This is a genomic window from Pseudomonas sp. P116 (assembly GCF_020149425.1).
In the GTDB taxonomy this organism is placed as follows: Bacteria; Pseudomonadota; Gammaproteobacteria; order Pseudomonadales; family Pseudomonadaceae; genus Aquipseudomonas; species Aquipseudomonas anatoliensis.
In genome coordinates, this window is record NZ_JACVHB010000003.1 from 304,184 (window position 1) to 320,321 (window position 16,138).

General features: G+C 59.9%; 16 protein-coding genes. 5 read left to right on the forward strand and 11 right to left on the reverse strand.

What is annotated here, in order from left to right; translation table 11 throughout:
- The first annotated feature begins 106 nt into the window (after window positions 1-106).
- The gene (locus ICA15_RS11800; protein ID WP_210553437.1) at window positions 107-853 is read left to right on the forward strand and encodes an NRDE family protein; all 747 of its coding nucleotides are present in this window, start codon (window positions 107-109) and stop codon (window positions 851-853) included.
- Between the two features lie 126 nt (window positions 854-979).
- On the opposite strand, the gene ptsP is transcribed toward ICA15_RS11800, so the two are convergent.
- Window positions 980-3,259 (reverse strand): phosphoenolpyruvate--protein phosphotransferase, encoded by a 2,280-nt coding sequence (ptsP, locus tag ICA15_RS11805; RefSeq protein ID WP_150602022.1) that lies wholly within the window; start codon window positions 3,257-3,259, stop codon window positions 980-982.
- 22 nt (window positions 3,260-3,281) lie between these two features.
- The gene (locus tag ICA15_RS11810) at window positions 3,282-3,761 is read right to left on the reverse strand and encodes an RNA pyrophosphohydrolase (RefSeq protein ID WP_003229203.1); all 480 of its coding nucleotides are present in this window, start codon (window positions 3,759-3,761) and stop codon (window positions 3,282-3,284) included.
- Window positions 3,762-3,904: 143 nt separating this feature from the next.
- Between ICA15_RS11810 and ICA15_RS11815 the strand changes: the two genes are divergently transcribed.
- On the forward strand, window positions 3,905-4,561 hold the full coding sequence (locus tag ICA15_RS11815; RefSeq protein WP_210553436.1) for an HAD family hydrolase: 657 nt from the start codon (window positions 3,905-3,907) through the stop codon (window positions 4,559-4,561).
- Window positions 4,562-4,681: 120 nt separating this feature from the next.
- On the opposite strand, the gene ICA15_RS11820 is transcribed toward ICA15_RS11815, so the two are convergent.
- On the reverse strand, window positions 4,682-5,095 hold the full coding sequence (locus ICA15_RS11820) for a DUF2269 family protein (RefSeq protein ID WP_150616782.1): 414 nt from the start codon (window positions 5,093-5,095) through the stop codon (window positions 4,682-4,684).
- Window positions 5,096-5,135: 40 nt separating this feature from the next.
- Window positions 5,136-6,650: a threonine ammonia-lyase, biosynthetic gene (ilvA, locus tag ICA15_RS11825; protein ID WP_150616783.1), complete on the reverse strand. Its 1,515-nt coding sequence runs from the start codon at window positions 6,648-6,650 to the stop codon at window positions 5,136-5,138.
- 313 nt (window positions 6,651-6,963) lie between these two features.
- On the opposite strand from ilvA, the gene rpiA reads away from it, so the two are divergent.
- On the forward strand, window positions 6,964-7,638 hold the full coding sequence (gene rpiA / locus ICA15_RS11830; protein WP_210553435.1) for a ribose-5-phosphate isomerase RpiA: 675 nt from the start codon (window positions 6,964-6,966) through the stop codon (window positions 7,636-7,638).
- 146 nt (window positions 7,639-7,784) lie between these two features.
- Here rpiA and ICA15_RS11835 read toward each other — a convergent pair whose 3' ends face one another.
- From ICA15_RS11835 to ICA15_RS11850, 4 genes are all read right to left on the reverse strand, one after another.
- Window positions 7,785-8,702, reverse strand: a complete 918-nt coding sequence (locus tag ICA15_RS11835; RefSeq protein WP_210553434.1) for an SdiA-regulated domain-containing protein — start codon at window positions 8,700-8,702, stop codon at window positions 7,785-7,787.
- 183 nt (window positions 8,703-8,885) lie between these two features.
- Window positions 8,886-9,809, reverse strand: a complete 924-nt coding sequence (locus tag ICA15_RS11840) for an SdiA-regulated domain-containing protein (protein ID WP_210553433.1) — start codon at window positions 9,807-9,809, stop codon at window positions 8,886-8,888.
- Between the two features lie 312 nt (window positions 9,810-10,121).
- Window positions 10,122-10,787, reverse strand: a complete 666-nt coding sequence (locus ICA15_RS11845; protein ID WP_150602028.1) for a fumarylacetoacetate hydrolase family protein — start codon at window positions 10,785-10,787, stop codon at window positions 10,122-10,124.
- Window positions 10,788-10,828: 41 nt separating this feature from the next.
- Window positions 10,829-12,223: an FAD-binding oxidoreductase gene (locus ICA15_RS11850; protein ID WP_150616787.1), complete on the reverse strand. Its 1,395-nt coding sequence runs from the start codon at window positions 12,221-12,223 to the stop codon at window positions 10,829-10,831.
- Between the two features lie 206 nt (window positions 12,224-12,429).
- Here ICA15_RS11850 and serA point away from each other — a divergent pair, with 206 nt between their 5' ends.
- On the forward strand, window positions 12,430-13,659 hold the full coding sequence (serA, locus tag ICA15_RS11855) for a phosphoglycerate dehydrogenase (protein ID WP_150602030.1): 1,230 nt from the start codon (window positions 12,430-12,432) through the stop codon (window positions 13,657-13,659).
- Window positions 13,660-13,720: 61 nt separating this feature from the next.
- Here serA and ICA15_RS11860 read toward each other — a convergent pair whose 3' ends face one another.
- Window positions 13,721-14,146, reverse strand: a complete 426-nt coding sequence (locus tag ICA15_RS11860; RefSeq protein ID WP_210553432.1) for a DUF4399 domain-containing protein — start codon at window positions 14,144-14,146, stop codon at window positions 13,721-13,723.
- A 135-nt stretch (window positions 14,147-14,281) separates the two neighbouring features.
- On the opposite strand from ICA15_RS11860, the gene ICA15_RS11865 reads away from it, so the two are divergent.
- Window positions 14,282-14,851 carry a transporter substrate-binding domain-containing protein gene (locus tag ICA15_RS11865; RefSeq protein ID WP_210553431.1) on the forward strand — a complete coding sequence of 190 codons (570 nt, stop codon included), beginning with the start codon at window positions 14,282-14,284 and terminating at the stop codon, window positions 14,849-14,851.
- A 115-nt stretch (window positions 14,852-14,966) separates the two neighbouring features.
- Here ICA15_RS11865 and ICA15_RS11870 read toward each other — a convergent pair whose 3' ends face one another.
- Both ICA15_RS11870 and ICA15_RS11875 read right to left on the reverse strand, forming a co-directional pair.
- Window positions 14,967-15,452, reverse strand: a complete 486-nt coding sequence (locus ICA15_RS11870) for a DUF523 domain-containing protein (protein ID WP_210553430.1) — start codon at window positions 15,450-15,452, stop codon at window positions 14,967-14,969.
- A 1-nt stretch (window position 15,453) separates the two neighbouring features.
- Complete coding sequence (locus ICA15_RS11875) at window positions 15,454-16,086, reverse strand: 2OG-Fe(II) oxygenase (protein ID WP_150602034.1); 633 nt, start codon at window positions 16,084-16,086, stop codon at window positions 15,454-15,456.
- Between the last annotated feature and the right edge of the window lie 52 nt (window positions 16,087-16,138).

The following is a 16,138-nucleotide window of genomic DNA, read 5'->3' on the forward strand; positions in this document are numbered from 1 at the left end:
AAACCGGAGCGGCATGGTAACGGATGCATACCCTTCTGCTCCACTTGCGATGGATGCACGGACGCCGGATGCGTAGAGTGAGCAAAAAACACACAAGGACCACCTTATGTGCCTGATCGTTTTTGCCTGGCGCCCGGACCACGCTCAACCGTTGATCGTCGCAGCCAACCGTGACGAGTTCTACGCCCGCCCGAGCCTGCCGCTGGCGCAATGGCCGCAGGCGCCGCACGTGCATGCCGGGCGTGATCTCGAGGCGGGGGGCACCTGGCTGGGGATCGGTGCCAATGGGCGCTTTGCCGCATTGACCAATATTCGTGACCCGCATCAGCCACCGGCGCGTAAATCGCGGGGCGAGCTGGTGGCCGGGTTTCTCACGGGGGATCAGTCGCTGGAGGATTATCTGGCTGACGTGGTCGACCGTTCGCCGGACTACGCAGGTTTCAACCTGCTGCTGGGCAACAACCATGAACTGTGGCACTTCAATGCGCGGATGTCCGAGCCGGTGATGCTGGAGTCCGGGGTCTACGGGTTATCCAATGCCGGGCTGGATACGCCGTGGCCGAAGTTGCTCAAGGCCAAGGCAGCGTTGAACGCGGTGCTGGATGATCCGACGCCTGCGCGGTTGCTGGCGTTGTTGAGCGATGCGCAGACGGCGCCCTTTGTTGAGTTGCCGGATACCGGCGTGGGACTTGCGACTGAATCACTGCTGTCGAGCGTGTTTATTGCCAGCCAGAGTTACGGGACGCGGGCGAGTACGGCGCTGATTGTGCAGGCGGATGGGACGCGGCGGATGGTTGAGCGCAGTTTTGGGCCGTATGGCGGGCATCTGGGCGAGGTGGAGATTTTGATTTAGGCGGCGTCTGGACTGACGCCATCGCTGGCAAGCCAGCTCCCACAGGTTTCTTGGGTGTTCACAGATGTCGTGTTCACTGAAGATCCCTGTGGGAGCTGGCTTGCCAGCGATGAGGCCATTGGCCTTTTAGAGGGCTTTGTTGACCGCCGGCGGATTCATCTTCGACAAACCGAGATTCTTCAGCGCCAGTTGCAGCGAGCTGTGGATAACTTGCGGGTTGTCGATGGTCATCAGCTCGGCCAGCAATTCCTTGGCCTTGCTCATGTTCACCTGACGCAGCATCCACTTCACCTTCGGCAAGTTGGTGGCGTTCATCGACAGGCTGTCGAAACCCATCGCCATCAACAGCACCGCCGCTGCCGGATCACCGGCCATCTCGCCGCAGATACTGACCGGTTTGCCTTCGGCATGGGCGTCACGCACCACGTTCTGCAAGGCTTGCAGCACGGCCGGGTGCAGGTAGTCGTAGAGGTCGGCGACGCGCGGGTTGTTGCGGTCGACTGCCAGCAGGTACTGGGTCAGGTCGTTGGAGCCGACCGACAGGAAGTCCACCTGCCGCGCCAGCTCCTTGGTCTGGTACACCGCTGCCGGAATCTCGATCATCACGCCAATCGGCGGCATCGGCACGTCGGTGCCTTCGTCGCGCACTTCGCCCCAGGCCCGGTGGATCAGGTGCAGGGCTTCTTCGAGTTCGTGGGTGCCGGAGATCATCGGCAGCAGAATGCGCAGGTTGTTCAGGCCTTCGCTGGCCTTGAGCATCGCGCGAGTCTGCACCAGGAAGATTTCCGGGTGGTCGAGGGTGACGCGAATGCCGCGCCAGCCGAGGAACGGGTTGTCTTCCTTGATCGGGAAGTACGACAGCGACTTGTCACCGCCGATGTCGAGGCTGCGCATGGTCACCGGTTGCGGGTGGAACGCGGCGAGCTGCTCACGGTAGATCGCCAGTTGTTCTTTTTCGCTCGGGAAGCGCTGGTTGATCATGAACGGCACTTCGGTGCGGTACAGACCGACACCTTCGGCGCCGCGCTTCTGCGCCCGCGCCACGTCCGCCAGCAGGCCGGTGTTGACCCACAGCGGCATGCGGTGACCATCGAGGGTCACGCAGGGCAGGTCGCGCAGGGTGTCGAGACCCAGCGCCAGTTGTTTCTCTTCTTCCACCACCTCGGCGAACTGCTTGCGCAGCACTTCGCTGGGGTTGGTGTAGACCTCGCCGCGGGTGCCGTCGACGATCAATTCGATACCGTCGACCTTGGCGTACGGCAGGTCGACCAGACCCATCACCGTCGGAATGCCCATGGCCCGGGCCAGGATCGCGACGTGGGAGTTACCCGAACCGAGTACCGAAACCAGACCGACCAGCGTGCCTTCCGGCACTTCGCCGAGCATCGCCGGGGTCAGCTCTTCGCTGACCAGAATGGTTTTTTCCGGGTAGACCAGATTCTGCTGGCGCTCTTCCTGCAAGTAGGCGAGCAGGCGGCGACCGAGGTCCTTGACGTCCGACGCCCGCTCGCGCAGGTAGGCGTCGTCCATCAGTTCAAAACGGTTGACGTGTTCGGTGACCACTTGGCGCAGTGCGCCCTGGGCCCACTGGCCGGTCTTGATCACCGTGGTGATTTCGCTGCCCAGCGAGGCATCGTCGAGCATCATCAGGTAGACGTCGAACAGCGCGCGCTCTTCCGGGCGCAATTGGGTCGCCAGTTTGGCGGACAGGGCGCGCATGTCGGCGCGCACGCCTTCGATGGCAGTCTTGAACAAGCCAAGTTCGGCGTTGATGTCGGTGATGGTCTTGTCCGGCACCACGTCCAGGTCGGCAGGCGGCAGCATGACCACCGCGGTACCGACCGCTGCACCCGGCGAGCCCGGCACGCCGACGAACTTGGCTTCCTGAATACCCTTGCCCTGACGACCCAGCCCCCGGATCGAACCGGTGGCCTCGGCGTGGGCGATAACGCCTGCGAGCTGCGCGCTCATGGTCACGAGGAAGGCTTCTTCACCTTCGTCGAACTGACGACGCTCTTTCTGCTGGATAACCAACACGCCGACGACGCGGCGGTGGTGAATGATCGGTGCACCGAGGAACGAGGCATAACGCTCCTCGCCGGTTTCGGCGAAGTAGCGATAGCGCGGGTGATCCGCGGCGTTTTCGAGGTTCAGGGGTTCTTCACGCGTGCCGACCAGACCGACCAGACCTTCGTTGGGTGCCATGCTGACCTTGCCGATCGAGCGCTTGTTCAAGCCCTCGGTGGCCATCAGGACGAAGCGGTTGGTCTCGGGATCAAGCAGGTAGACCGAGCAGACCTGGCTGCCCATGGCCTCTTTGACGCGCAACACAATAATCCCCAACGCCGCCTTGAGATCCTTGGCGGAGTTAACTTCCTGGACGATCTTGCGCAGCGTATTGAGCATGGCTCGGGGTCGAACTCCGTCGTCAGTCGCGCGCTAAAAGGCGCGGGGCAAGCTCTTTGAGGGCGCGGCGATACACCTCGCGCTTGAATGTCACCACCTGGCCCAACGGATACCAATAGCTGACCCAACGCCAGCCATCGAACTCCGGTTTACCGGTCAAATCCATCCGCACCCGCTGCTCGTTGGAGATCAGGCGCAGGAGAAACCATTTCTGTTTCTGGCCGATGCACAGCGGTTGGCTGTGGGTACGCACCAGACGTTGCGGCAAACGATAGCGCAACCAGCCTCGGGTACAGGCCAGTATTTCAACATCTTCACGTTCCAGGCCAACTTCTTCGTTCAGCTCGCGGTACAAGGCGTCTTCCGGCGTCTCCTCAGGGTTGATTCCCCCTTGCGGAAACTGCCAGGCATCTTGATTGATACGGCGAGCCCATAGCACCTGGCCGGCGTCATTCGTCAGAATGATCCCGACATTGGGGCGGAAACCATCGGGGTCGATCACGGGCACAACCTCGCAAACGCATGTCGCCGCATTGTTCCACAAAGGTTCATAAGGCGGCAACGAAGCTTCCTACCTTATGTGCACTCTTGTGAAAAGACCGTATTCTTGTCGCCTTTTTACAGACTTATCAGCGGGTAACTGCAATGCGCCTGGCTCTATTCGATTTGGACAACACCCTTCTGGGCGGCGACAGCGATCACGCCTGGGGCGACTATCTGTGCGAGCGCGGCTTCCTCGACCCGATTGCGTACAAGACGCGCAACGACGAGTTCTATCAGGATTACCTGGCCGGCACGCTGGATAACGCCGCGTATCTGAACTTCTGCCTGGAGATCCTCGGCCGCACCGACATGGCCGTGCTCGATCAATGGCACAGCGACTACATGCGCGACTGCATCGAGCCGATCGTGCTGCCCAAGGCGCTGGAACTGCTGAAAAAGCACCGCGACGCCGGCGACAAACTGGTGATCATCACGGCGACCAACCGCTTCGTCACCGCGCCGATCGCTGCGCGTTTGGGTGTTGAAACCCTGATCGCCACCGAATGCGAAATGATTGATGGCCGCTACACCGGGCGCAGCACCGACGTTCCGTGCTTCCGTGAAGGCAAGGTAACGCGCCTGAATCGTTGGCTGGAAGAGACCGGGTATTCGTTGCAAGACAGCTACTTCTACAGCGATTCGATGAATGATCTGCCGCTGCTGGAGCAGGTGGCGAATCCGGTGGCGGTGGATCCGGATCCGAATTTGCGCGCTGAAGCCGAAAAACGCGGCTGGCCGGTAATGAGTCTGCGCGACTGATGACGCCATCGCTGGCAAGCCAGCTCCCACAGGTTTCTCGGTCGTCCACATAATCTGTGTTCACCGAAAATCCCTGTGGGAGCTGGCTTGCCAGCGATTGGGGTAACGCGATCTCAAGCCTTAAACCGGCTTGGCCCCCATCAACGCCGCAATGGCGAGAAATCCGATGCCGCTCACAATCGCCAGCGCCAGGTTGAATTTGCGGTTGCCCACTCCGGTTGTCCACAGCCGATTAAGCCGAACGAGCAGCCAGACCGCACTGAACGTCGCCACGGCATAGATCACGCTGGACCCCAGAATCCAGAACTGCCCCAGCGGCCAGCCGATCAGATGCACCAGCCACCAGCCGGTGAAAGGCATGCTCAGCATACCGATCAGCATCAAACACCAGATAAACAGCCAGGGACGCTGCATCGTGCTGGCCGGCCCTTCGCTGCGATTACGCCAGGTCAGAGCGGCAAGCCCCAGCCCGCTCGCGAGTATGACCACGGTCGCCGCGACGTGAAGGACTTTCAGGGTTGTCAGGGTTTCCATGTATTTCTCTTCCTTGGGTCATGCCCATCAGCGTAGCCGTTCAGCCAAGAAACAGCTGATAGGCCGGGTTGTCGCTCTCGTCCCAGTACGGGTAGCCGATTTCCGCCAGCGCCGCCGGCACCAGATGACGTTCATCGTGGGGTACTTGCAGGCCCGCGACCACACGACCGTCCGCCGCGCCGTGGTTGCGGTAGTGGAACATCGAGATATTCCAGCGCCCGCCGAGCTTGTTGAGGAAGTTGAACAGCGCACCCGGGCGTTCCGGGAACTCGAAGCGCAGCACCACTTCATCAACCACGTGCGCCGCGCGCCCGCCGACCATATGGCGGATGTGCAACTTGGCCAGTTCGTTGTCGGTCAGGTCCAGCACCGGGAAACCCTGCTCGGTCAGGCTCGCCAGCAATGCACTGCGCGGGTCGTTCTCCGGGTGGGTCTGCACGCCAACGAAGATGTGCGCTTCGCTGCCGGTGTTGTATCGGTAGTTGAATTCGGTGATCTGGCGCTTGCCGATGGCCTCGCAAAACGCCTTGAAGCTGCCGGCCTTCTCGGGGATGGTCACGGCGATGATCGCTTCGCGGCCCTCGCCCAGTTCGGCACGCTCGGCGACGTGGCGCAGGCGGTCGAAGTTGACGTTGGCACCCGAGTCGATGGCGACGAAGGTCTTGCCGCTGACGCCGCGCTGTTCGACATACTTCTTGATCCCGGCCACACCCAAGGCGCCGGCAGGTTCGGTGATCGAGCGGGTATCGTCGTAGATATCCTTGATCGCCGCACAGATTTCGTCGGTGCTCACGGTGATCACTTCATCGACATAATCTTTGCAGATATCGAAGGTGTGCTGACCAATCTGTGCCACCGCCACGCCGTCGGCGAAAATGCCCACGGTTGGCAGCACGACGCGCTCACCGGCGGCCATCGCCGCTTGCAGGCAGTTGGAATCGTCCGGCTCGACGCCGATGACCTTGATGTCCGGGCGCAGGTATTTCACGTAAGCAGCGATACCGGCGATCAACCCGCCGCCACCGACCGGGACGAAAATCGCGTCCAGCGGTTGCGGGTGCTGGCGCAGAATCTCCATCGCCACAGTGCCCTGCCCGGCAATGGTGTGCGGATCGTCGTACGGATGGATGTAGACGTAGCCTTTTTCGTCGACCAGTTTCAGCGAGTAGGCCAGGGCTTCCGGGAACGAATCACCGTGCAGCACCACTTTGCCGCCTCGCGAACGCACGCCTTCGACCTTGATTTCCGGGGTGGTCTTGGGCATGACGATGGTGGCTTTCACGCCCAGCACTTTAGCCGCCAGGGCCAGACCTTGCGCATGGTTGCCCGCCGACGCGGTGACCACGCCACGGGCGCGCTCTTCGTCGGTCAATTGGGTCAACTTGTTGTAGGCGCCGCGAATCTTGAAGGAGAACACCGGCTGCAAGTCTTCGCGCTTGAGCCAAATGTCATTGCCCAGCCGCTCGGAGAGCTGGCGAGCATTCTGCAGCGGGGTTTCTACGGCAACGTCATAAACGCGCGAGGTGAGGATCTTTTTGACGTACTGTTCGAGCATCGGAAAGCATCACTGAGCGGGTTGGGCGGGACCACGGAGTCTAACCCGGCTTTCGGGCGGGCGACCACACTAAACAGGTGGTTTTAAGGTCTGGAAATCCATTCTTGAGTGAGCACCATTGTGGCGAGGGGATTTATCCCCGTTGGAGTGCGAAGCGCTCCCCGGCATTCTTTCAGAGATACCGCGCTCTCAGGTTTTACGACGGCTGCGCCGCCGAACGGGGATAAATCCCCTCGCCACAGGAGGTTTTAGCCTGGCATGGGGCTATAATGCCGGCCTTTCCGTTCTCCCCTTGCCCGCTTCCGGAGCCCGCATGACCCAGGATCAACTCAAACAGGCAGTGGCGCAGGCCGCCGTCGACTTCATCCTTGCGAAACTCGACGACAAAAGCATCGTCGGTGTCGGCACCGGCTCCACCGCCAACTGCTTCATCGACGCGCTGGCAAAGCACAAGGGCGCGTTCGATGGCGCAGTCGCCAGCTCCGAAGCCACCGCCGCACGCCTGAAGGGCCACGGGATTCCGGTGTATGAGCTGAACACGGTCAGCGACCTGGAGTTCTACGTCGACGGCGCCGACGAAAGCGACGCACACCTGAACCTGATCAAGGGCGGTGGCGCGGCCCTGACCCGCGAGAAAATTGTAGCGGCCGTGGCCAAGACCTTCATCTGCATCGCCGACGCCAGCAAACTGGTGCCGGTGCTGGGCGAGTTTCCGCTGCCGGTCGAAGTGATCCAGATGGCCCGCAGCCACGTCGCTCGTCAACTGGTGAAACTGGGCGGCGACCCGGTGTACCGCGAAGGCGTGTTGACCGACAACGGCAACATCATCCTCGACGTGTTCAACCTGCAGATCACCAACCCGGTGGAGCTGGAAGCGCAGATCAACGCGATTGTCGGCGTGGTCACCAACGGTCTGTTCGCAGCGCGTCCGGCGGATTTGTTGTTGCTGGGGACGAGTGAAGGCGTGAAGACGCTGAAGGCTGAGTAAGCCCGGCTGCGCACAATTTGTGGGCCGATCAAATACCTTGTAGGAGTGAGCCTGCTCGCGATAGCGGTGGATCAGTTGATATTAATGTCGACTGACACACCGCTATCGCGAGCAGGCTCACTCCTACAATGGTTTTGCGGTGTTGGTCAGGGTTGTGTGGGCTTTTTGAACACGTAAAACAAGTTCGGCTCACTCACCAGATACAACGTCCCGTCATCATCCATTGCAATGCCTTCCGCCTGCGGCACGGTTTTCTGCAAGCCTTGCCGGCCCTTGCTCAGCGACATGGTACTGAGCGGGCGCCCGTTTACATCCAGCTCCAGAATCAGCCGCGACTCATCCGACAGCGCCAGTAGATGCCCGCTGCGCTCGTCGTATTGCAGGCTCGACAGATCGCGCACGAACATCCCGGCATCGCGTTTGGGGTTGTTGATCACGTGCACCGCGTAGGATTTTTCCGGATTGAAGTGCGGAAAGCCGTGTACTTCATAGATCAGCATCGGGTCGCGTTCCTTGGCGACGAACAGGCGCTTGCCCACCGAGTCGTACGCCAGACCTTCAAACCCCTTGTTGCCAGCCATGTGCACACCGAGGGTCATCTGTTCGGCGTCCGCGGCGTCGAGGAAGGTGGTGTCTTGCTCCAGATGAATCTTGATCAGCCGCTGCTCACGCTCATCGGTGATCACGTAGGTATCGGCACTGATGAACTCGACCGCCTCCGCGTCGCCGAAGCCGATCAGCGCGATGCGCCGCAGGATCTTGCCCTCCAGCGACAGCTCAATCAGTTCGGAATTTTTGTTGGTCACCGTGAACAGGCTGTCGCGCACCGGATCGAAGGTCAGCGCCGACACATCGTCGTCCAGCCCATCAATGACCCGCGCCTCAATCTCGACTCGATACTGGTCCAACGCAATGGATTCACTGCTCAGCGGCTGCCATAACGTGTGCAGATTGAACCAGGCGCGTTCGAACAGGCGCATGTATTGGCCGATCGCGAGCAGCGCGATCAGGGCGATCACCGAAAGGATGAGCAATAGCGGTTTGGGGCGGGCAAGTCGACGCATTCGGGCGGGCTCGGATTCAAGGCAGGCGGATGAAATATCACGCCTGACTGAACTGAAGCTTAATGGCCACTTGCCTTCGACGACAAGTGAACCCTGTAGGAGCTGCCGAAGGCTGCGATCTTTTGATCTTATAAACAGCAAGATCAAAAGATCGCAGCCTTCGGCAGTTCCTACACAGAGGCACTACCTCTGCTTTTCGAAGCGATAGAACAGGTTCGGCTCGCTGACCATGTACAGCGTGCCCGCCTCGTCCATGGTCACGCCTTCGGCGCGGGGAATGGTGTTCTTCAAGCCGTTGAAACCGCCGAGCAGGGTCATGAAGCTGACTTGCTCGCCCTTCTCGTCCAGTTCCAGCAACAGGTGCGAATCGGCGGACAGCACCAGCAGGTGGCCAGTGCGCGGATCGGTGGCCAACGCGGAGAGATTGCGGATATCCAGTTCATCGCTGGCCAGCTTCTGCTTGTCGCCCTTCAGGGACTGACCGCCATCGCTTTTCCAGGTGAAAAGCTTCGGTGGTCGTTCTTCACCCAGCAGCAGTTGCTGGGTGCGCGGGTCCCAGGTGATTGCTTCGAAGGCCTTGTTCTGGTCCTTCGACGGGCCGAGGTCATACTTGGGGAAATTGGCGATGTTCAGTTCACGGGTGTCGCTCTCGACCTTGACGATCGACAGCATGTGCTGGCGCTCATCGACGATCGCCATCAGGCCGTTTTCCATGACGGTCAGGCCTTCCGGATTGCTCCAGCCCACCAGCGGCATCTTGCGCAGCACCTCGCCTTGCAGGCTCAGCTCGACGAGGAACGGATTCTTGCCCATCACCGAAAACAGCGTTTTGGTCTGCGGGTTGTAGGCGAGGTCCGATGCTTCGTCCTTCTCCATGCCTGGCAATGACTTGGCGTCGATCACCACCCGGTAGTCCGGCAGCCAGATGCTTTCCTTTTGCTCGGCCGGGCTTTCAAAGCGTTCCAGCACCCACAGCAAACCCCGGTCATCCCAATGCATGGCAAACGCCAAGCCGTACGCGGCGGCAATCGCCAGCAGCAACCAGGAATACCAGCGCATGGCGAAACGTGACCGGCGTGGGGGTTTTAGCTGAGTTTGAGATGACATCAAGGGACGCTTTCCGAAAATTCAGGCTATGGGTAATAGCATAAAGAGGCCGGCTAAGACGCCAGAATTGCGGAAATTATCCAGACAGGATGTGAAAAAAACGGCAAATGGCGGGATTGACCTGCACGTTTGCAGAAGCGATCACATCGATGAATGCTGGGACTTGCTCTTGTGGCGAGGGGATTTATCCCCGACGGGCTGCGAAGCGGCCCCAAAAAGCCTGGGCCTGCTGCGCAGTCCATCGGGGATAAATCCCCTCGCCACAGATAAATCCCACCGCCACAAAAGCTCACACCATCAGGAAATGGCGGGTTAGCGCACGCTGCTGCTGAAGCTGTTGGCGCCGACCAGTTCCAGCACGATGTCATCGCCGACATTCAGCGGGCCGACGCCCGCCGGTGTACCGGTCAGGATCACATCACCGGCCTGTAGCGAGAAGCAGCCGGCCATGTACTGGATCATCGGCACGATCGGGTTGAGCATCGCGCTGCTGTTGCCGTCCTGACGCACTTCACCGTTGATGGTCAGGCGGATGCCGATGTCGGTCAGGTCAGCGAATGTGCTGCCAACCACAAACGGCGCAAGCACTGCCGCGCCGTCGAACGACTTGGCGATTTCCCACGGCAGGCCCTTGGCTTTGAGCTCGGCCTGCTTGTCGCGCAGGGTCAGATCCAGCGCCGGGGCGAAACCGGAGATCGCATCCAGCACTTCTTCACGACTGGGTTTGGTCGACAGCGGCTTGCCGATCAACACGGCGATTTCCGCTTCGTAGTGCACCGAGCCACGTTCGGTCGGAATGCTGAAACCACCCTCCAGCGGCACCACGCAACTGCCGGGCTTGATGAACAGCAACGGCTCGGTAGGCACCGGGTTGTCCAGTTCCTTGGCGTGTTCGGCGTAATTACGGCCAATGCACACGACTTTCCCGATCGGAAAGTGAATGCGCGTGCCGTCGACGTACTGGTGCTGATAGCTCATTTACCGACTCCTGCCTTCATTGATTCATCAAGAATTACAGATCAAACCGCGAAGATCTTGCCCGGGTTCATGATGCCGTTCGGGTCGAACACCGCTTTGACCGCTTTCATGTACTCGATCTCAACCGGCGAGCGGCTGTAGGTCAAGTAATCGCGCTTGGTCATGCCCACACCGTGCTCGGCGGAAATCGAACCGTTGTACTTCTCGACGGTTTCGAACACCCACTTGTTGACGGTGGCGCACTTGGCGAAGAATTCGTCCTTGCTCAGGTTTTCCGGCTTGAGGATGTTCAGGTGCAGGTTGCCATCGCCGATGTGGCCGAACCAGACGATTTCGAAATCCGGATAATGTTCGCCGACAATGGCGTCGATTTCCTTGAGAAATGCCGGGACTTTCGAGACGGTGACCGAGATGTCGTTCTTGTACGGCGTCCAGTGCGAGATGGTCTCGGAAATGTACTCGCGCAGCTTCCACAGGTTCTGCAACTGGGTTTCGCTCTGGCTCATCACGCCATCCAGCACCCAACCCTGTTCAACGCAATGCTCGAAGGTTTCCAGCGCGCTGTTGGCCACTTCTTCAGTGGTCGCTTCAAATTCCAGCAGGGCGTAGAACGGGCAATCGGTTTCGAACGGTGCCGGAACATCGCCACGGCCCATGACTTTGGCCAGAGCCTTGTCGGAGAAGAACTCGAAAGCGGTGAGGTCGAGCTTGCCCTGAAAGGCGTGAAGCACCGGCATGATCGAATCGAAATCAGCGGTACCCAGCACCATCGCGGTGAGGTTTTTCGGCGCGCGATCCAGGCGCATGGTCGCTTCAACCACAAAACCGAGAGTGCCTTCAGCGCCGATAAATAGCTGACGCAAGTCATAACCGGTGGCGTTCTTGATCAGGTCCTTGTTCAGCTCCAGCACGTCGCCCTTGCCGGTGACGACTTTCATGCCCGCGACCCAATTGCGCGTCATGCCGTAACGAATGACTTTGATCCCGCCGGCATTGGTGCCGATGTTGCCGCCAATCTGGCTGGAACCGGCCGAAGCGAAGTCCACCGGGTAGTACAGGCCTTTTTCTTCGGCAACGTTCTGCAAATGCTCGGTGACCACGCCCGGCTGACAAACAGCGGTACGGTCAGTGAGGTTCACGTCGAGAATCTGGTTCATGTAATCGAAGGACACGACCACTTCGCCATTGGCCGCCACCGCAGCGGCGGACAGCCCGGTGCGTCCGCCCGAAGGCACCAGCGCGACCTTGTGCGCGTTGGCCCAACGGACAACGGCCTGCACCTGCTCGATGGTCTTGGGAAACACGATGGCGCTGGGCGCCGGGGCGAAGTGCTTGGTCCAATCCTTGCCATACGTGTTCAGGGAGTCGGCATCGGTCAGGACCTTCCCAGGCTCGACCAGGGTCTTCAGTTCATCAATCAGGGCAGGATTGGTCATCGACAGAACTCTCGAACAATTCATGGTCATCCTGAGAACGCTTCACGTCGCAGGAATGAGTGTTTAGCGGGGTGGCTATGCTAGCATACCGACCCCGCAGGCCAGTGCCCAAACGCCTGTTCTGCGGCGACGGCTTTCTTGCCGTGCGGGTCAGCTCCAGGCTGCTCCCTCCCTGCCATTTTTCTCCGGGATACAGGTTTACGCAGATGAGCAAGACTTCTCTCGATAAGAGCAAGATCAAGTTCCTTCTTCTCGAAGGCGTCCACCAATCGGCTGTCGACGTCCTCAAGGCGGCGGGCTACACCAGCATCGAATACCTGACAGGTTCCTTGCCGGAAGCCCAGCTCAAGGAAAAGATCGCTGACGCTCACTTCATCGGCATTCGTTCTCGCACCCAACTGACCGAAGAGATCTTCGATCACGCGAAGAAGCTGGTGGCTGTCGGCTGTTTCTGCATCGGCACCAACCAGGTTGACCTGAGTGCTGCCCGCGAGCGCGGTATCGCCGTGTTCAACGCGCCGTACTCCAACACGCGTTCCGTTGCCGAGCTGGTACTGGCCGAAGCCATCCTGCTGCTGCGCGGCATCCCTGAGAAAAACGCGTCCTGCCACCGTGGCGGCTGGATCAAGAGCGCGGCCAACTCCTTCGAGATCCGTGGCAAGAAGCTGGGCATCGTCGGCTACGGCTCGATCGGTACCCAACTGTCGGTTCTGGCCGAAGGCCTGGGCATGCAGGTGTACTTCTATGACACCGTGACCAAGCTGCCGCTGGGCAACGCGACGCAGGTCAACAACCTGCACGAGCTGCTGGGCATGTCCGACATCGTCACCCTGCACGTTCCGGAAACCGCTGCGACCCAGTGGATGATCGGCGAGAAGGAAATCCGCGCCATCAAGAAGGGCGGCATCCTGATCAACGCTGCACGCGGTACCGTGGTCGAGCTGGACGCCCTGGCGGACGCGATCAAGGACAAGCACCTGATCGGCGCGGCCATCGACGTATTCCCGGTGGAGCCACGCTCCAACGACGAAGAGTTCGAAAGCCCGCTGCGTGGCCTCGACAACGTGATCCTGACCCCGCACATCGGTGGCTCGACCGCCGAAGCGCAAGCCAACATCGGTCTGGAAGTGGCGGAAAAACTGGTCAAGTACAGCGACAACGGTACGTCCGTTTCGTCGGTGAACTTCCCGGAAGTGGCCCTGCCGGCTCACCCTGGCAAGCACCGCCTGCTGCACATCCACGAGAACATTCCGGGTGTGATGATGGAGATCAACAAGGTTTTTGCCGAAAACGGCATCAACATCTCCGGTCAGTTCCTGCAGACCAACGAAAAGGTCGGCTATGTAGTGATCGACGTCGACGCCGAGTACTCGGAGCTGGCGCAAGAGAAGCTGCAACACGTCAACGGCACCATCCGTAGCCGTGTGTTGTTCTGATTAAGCGTCAAGCCACAAAAAAGGGAGCCTTCGGGCTCCCTTTTTCATACGCGTCGAAACGTTACTTAACGTTGACGGTGATTTTTTCGGAAACGATTGTCGGGTCAAACGGCATATGGCCGCTGTCGCCAAGAATCAGTTGCAAGGTGTGCTTGCCAGGAGCCAGCTTGATGGTGGCTTCGGTCTGCGCCTTGCCGAAATGCATGTGGTGGGCATCGGTCGGGATAGGCGCGCCAGCCGCCGGCAGCTTGTCGACGTCGATCAGCAGGTGATGGTGACCGGTGTTCTTGGTGACATCCCCGGCTGGCGCCAGCGCGACATCCTTGGTGCCGAACTTGACCTTGAATTCCTGGGAAACAGTCGCCCCGTCTTCGGGAGAAACGATGAACACCTCGGCACCTTTCGGGGCCGGCGTCGCCGCACTGGCAAGCACCGAAACACCCATCAGCACACCCGCCAACGCAGCACGTGACATAAAGCTTTTCATTTTCTTCTCCAGTTTTTCCGTAAAATCCGCACGGTCATGACAACTTCATGACCATTCGTTGTCGAAGGCACTCGACAACCATAGCAAAGCGAGCCTGAATCAGAGCATCGCAATAATGATTTCAAAGGAGTGACCATGCGCCTTTTGCCTGGCCTGATCTGCCTGATACCCCTTCTGAGCCCGCTGGCTCATGCCGAATTGATTGATGACGTCAACGACCGTGGCGAGTTACGCATAGCCCTTGAGGCTAATACACCGCCGTTCAATTTCAAGGAAGGCGACACACTCGCGGGGTTTGAAGTCGAGCTTGGGCAATTGCTGGCCAGGGAGCTGGATGTGCGCGCCGACTTCATCGTCACCGACGCCGGCGATCTGCTCCAGGGCGTTGAAAGCGGCAAGTACGACGTCGCGCTCAATCACATAGCACTGACACCTGAACTCAAGGATCGTTTCGACTTCAGCGAGCCGTACAGCCAGATCGATTCACAGTTACTGGCGAAGAAGGATGAGCAGCCGCGGCCGATGGTGCTGGTGCAGGCGTTGACCGAAGCGAAGCCTGCAGTGAGTGCGCCAGTGGAATTGGCGATACCGTTCCAGAAGGGTAATCCGGCATTTCGCGCCAGCCTTGAGAGTGCATTGCAACGGATCAAGGCAGATGGGCGATTGGCGGCGTTGTCCGAGAAGTGGTTCACCGAAGCCAGGTGAACACAAAACCTGTAGGAGCTGCCGAAGGCTGCGATCTTTTGATCTTGCTTTCAAGGGATCAAGATCAAAAGATCGCAGCCTTCGGCAGCTCCTACATGGGGTTTGCGCTGGAATTTTAATCGAGCAGGGTCAGAGCCAGCGCTGCTCGCGGCAATTCAAGCTCACTGAACACCTGAACGCCATGGCGTTTCAGTAGAGCAGCAGTAACACCCTCACCACGGACCTTCACCCCACTGAAAGTCCCGTCATACGTCAGCAGATTCCCACACGAAGGGCTGTTGGCCTTCAGCACCGCCACCCGTATTCCGTGCTTTTGCACCAGTTCCAGCGCCTGCCGCGCGCCATCCAGAAACTGCGCACTGACATCCTCGCCTTCAGTGGTCATCACCGCAGCAACACCATCGAGCACCTCACCGCCCTGCCCGCCCGGAATCTCCGCCGCCGCCCGCGGCGTCGGCAAGCCACCGGCCACTTCAGGGCACAACGGCACCACCCGTCCTTCGGCGATCCACTGTTCCAGCAGATCAAACGGCCCGCTGGCCCCGCCGTCGTAACGTACGCGGTGGCCCAACAGGCAGCGGCTGACCAGAATCTTTTGCATGTCAGAAAGGCTCGTTGCCACGACGACGGAACCAGCCGGTCAGCGACAGGCGCTCGCGATGGGCCGGCAGCACTTCATGCGGCACTTCGCCGGAGAGGAAGACCACCAGACAACCACCGGTAGGCTGCACATCGTGAACGCGATCATCGCCCAGATACATGCGTAGCTGACCGCCATCCTCCGGCAGCCAGGCATCATTGAGGTAAACCACCACCGAGACCATGCGCCGGTCATCGTCGCGAAAGCGGTCGACGTGCCTGCGATAAAACGCTCCCGGCGGATACAGGGCGAAATGGCACTCGAAGTCTTCTAGCCCCATGAACAAGCCACGGTTGAGCGCCTCGCGCAGGCTGTCCATCAGGTTCAGATAACGGTCACTGGCCTCAGCCTGCCCCGGATCGATCCATTGGATATGGTCGCCGCGAATACCCTCGCGAATCTCTGAAAACGGCCCACGACCGACCGCCGCCGGCGCGAGCTCGCCCTCGGCTTCCCGTTTACGGCACTCGGCCGCCAGCTCGCCGGTCAAACCGGCGGGCAGGAAAATGTTCTGCTGCGACCAGCCGTGATCGGCCAGGTCGTCGACAATGCGCAGCAGCAGCGGGTGCTCAGAGGATATTTGCATGGCGCGCATAGTATGTCGGCGGCAAGAAATCCGACAGAGCCACGCGGCGGCTTGTTACGAA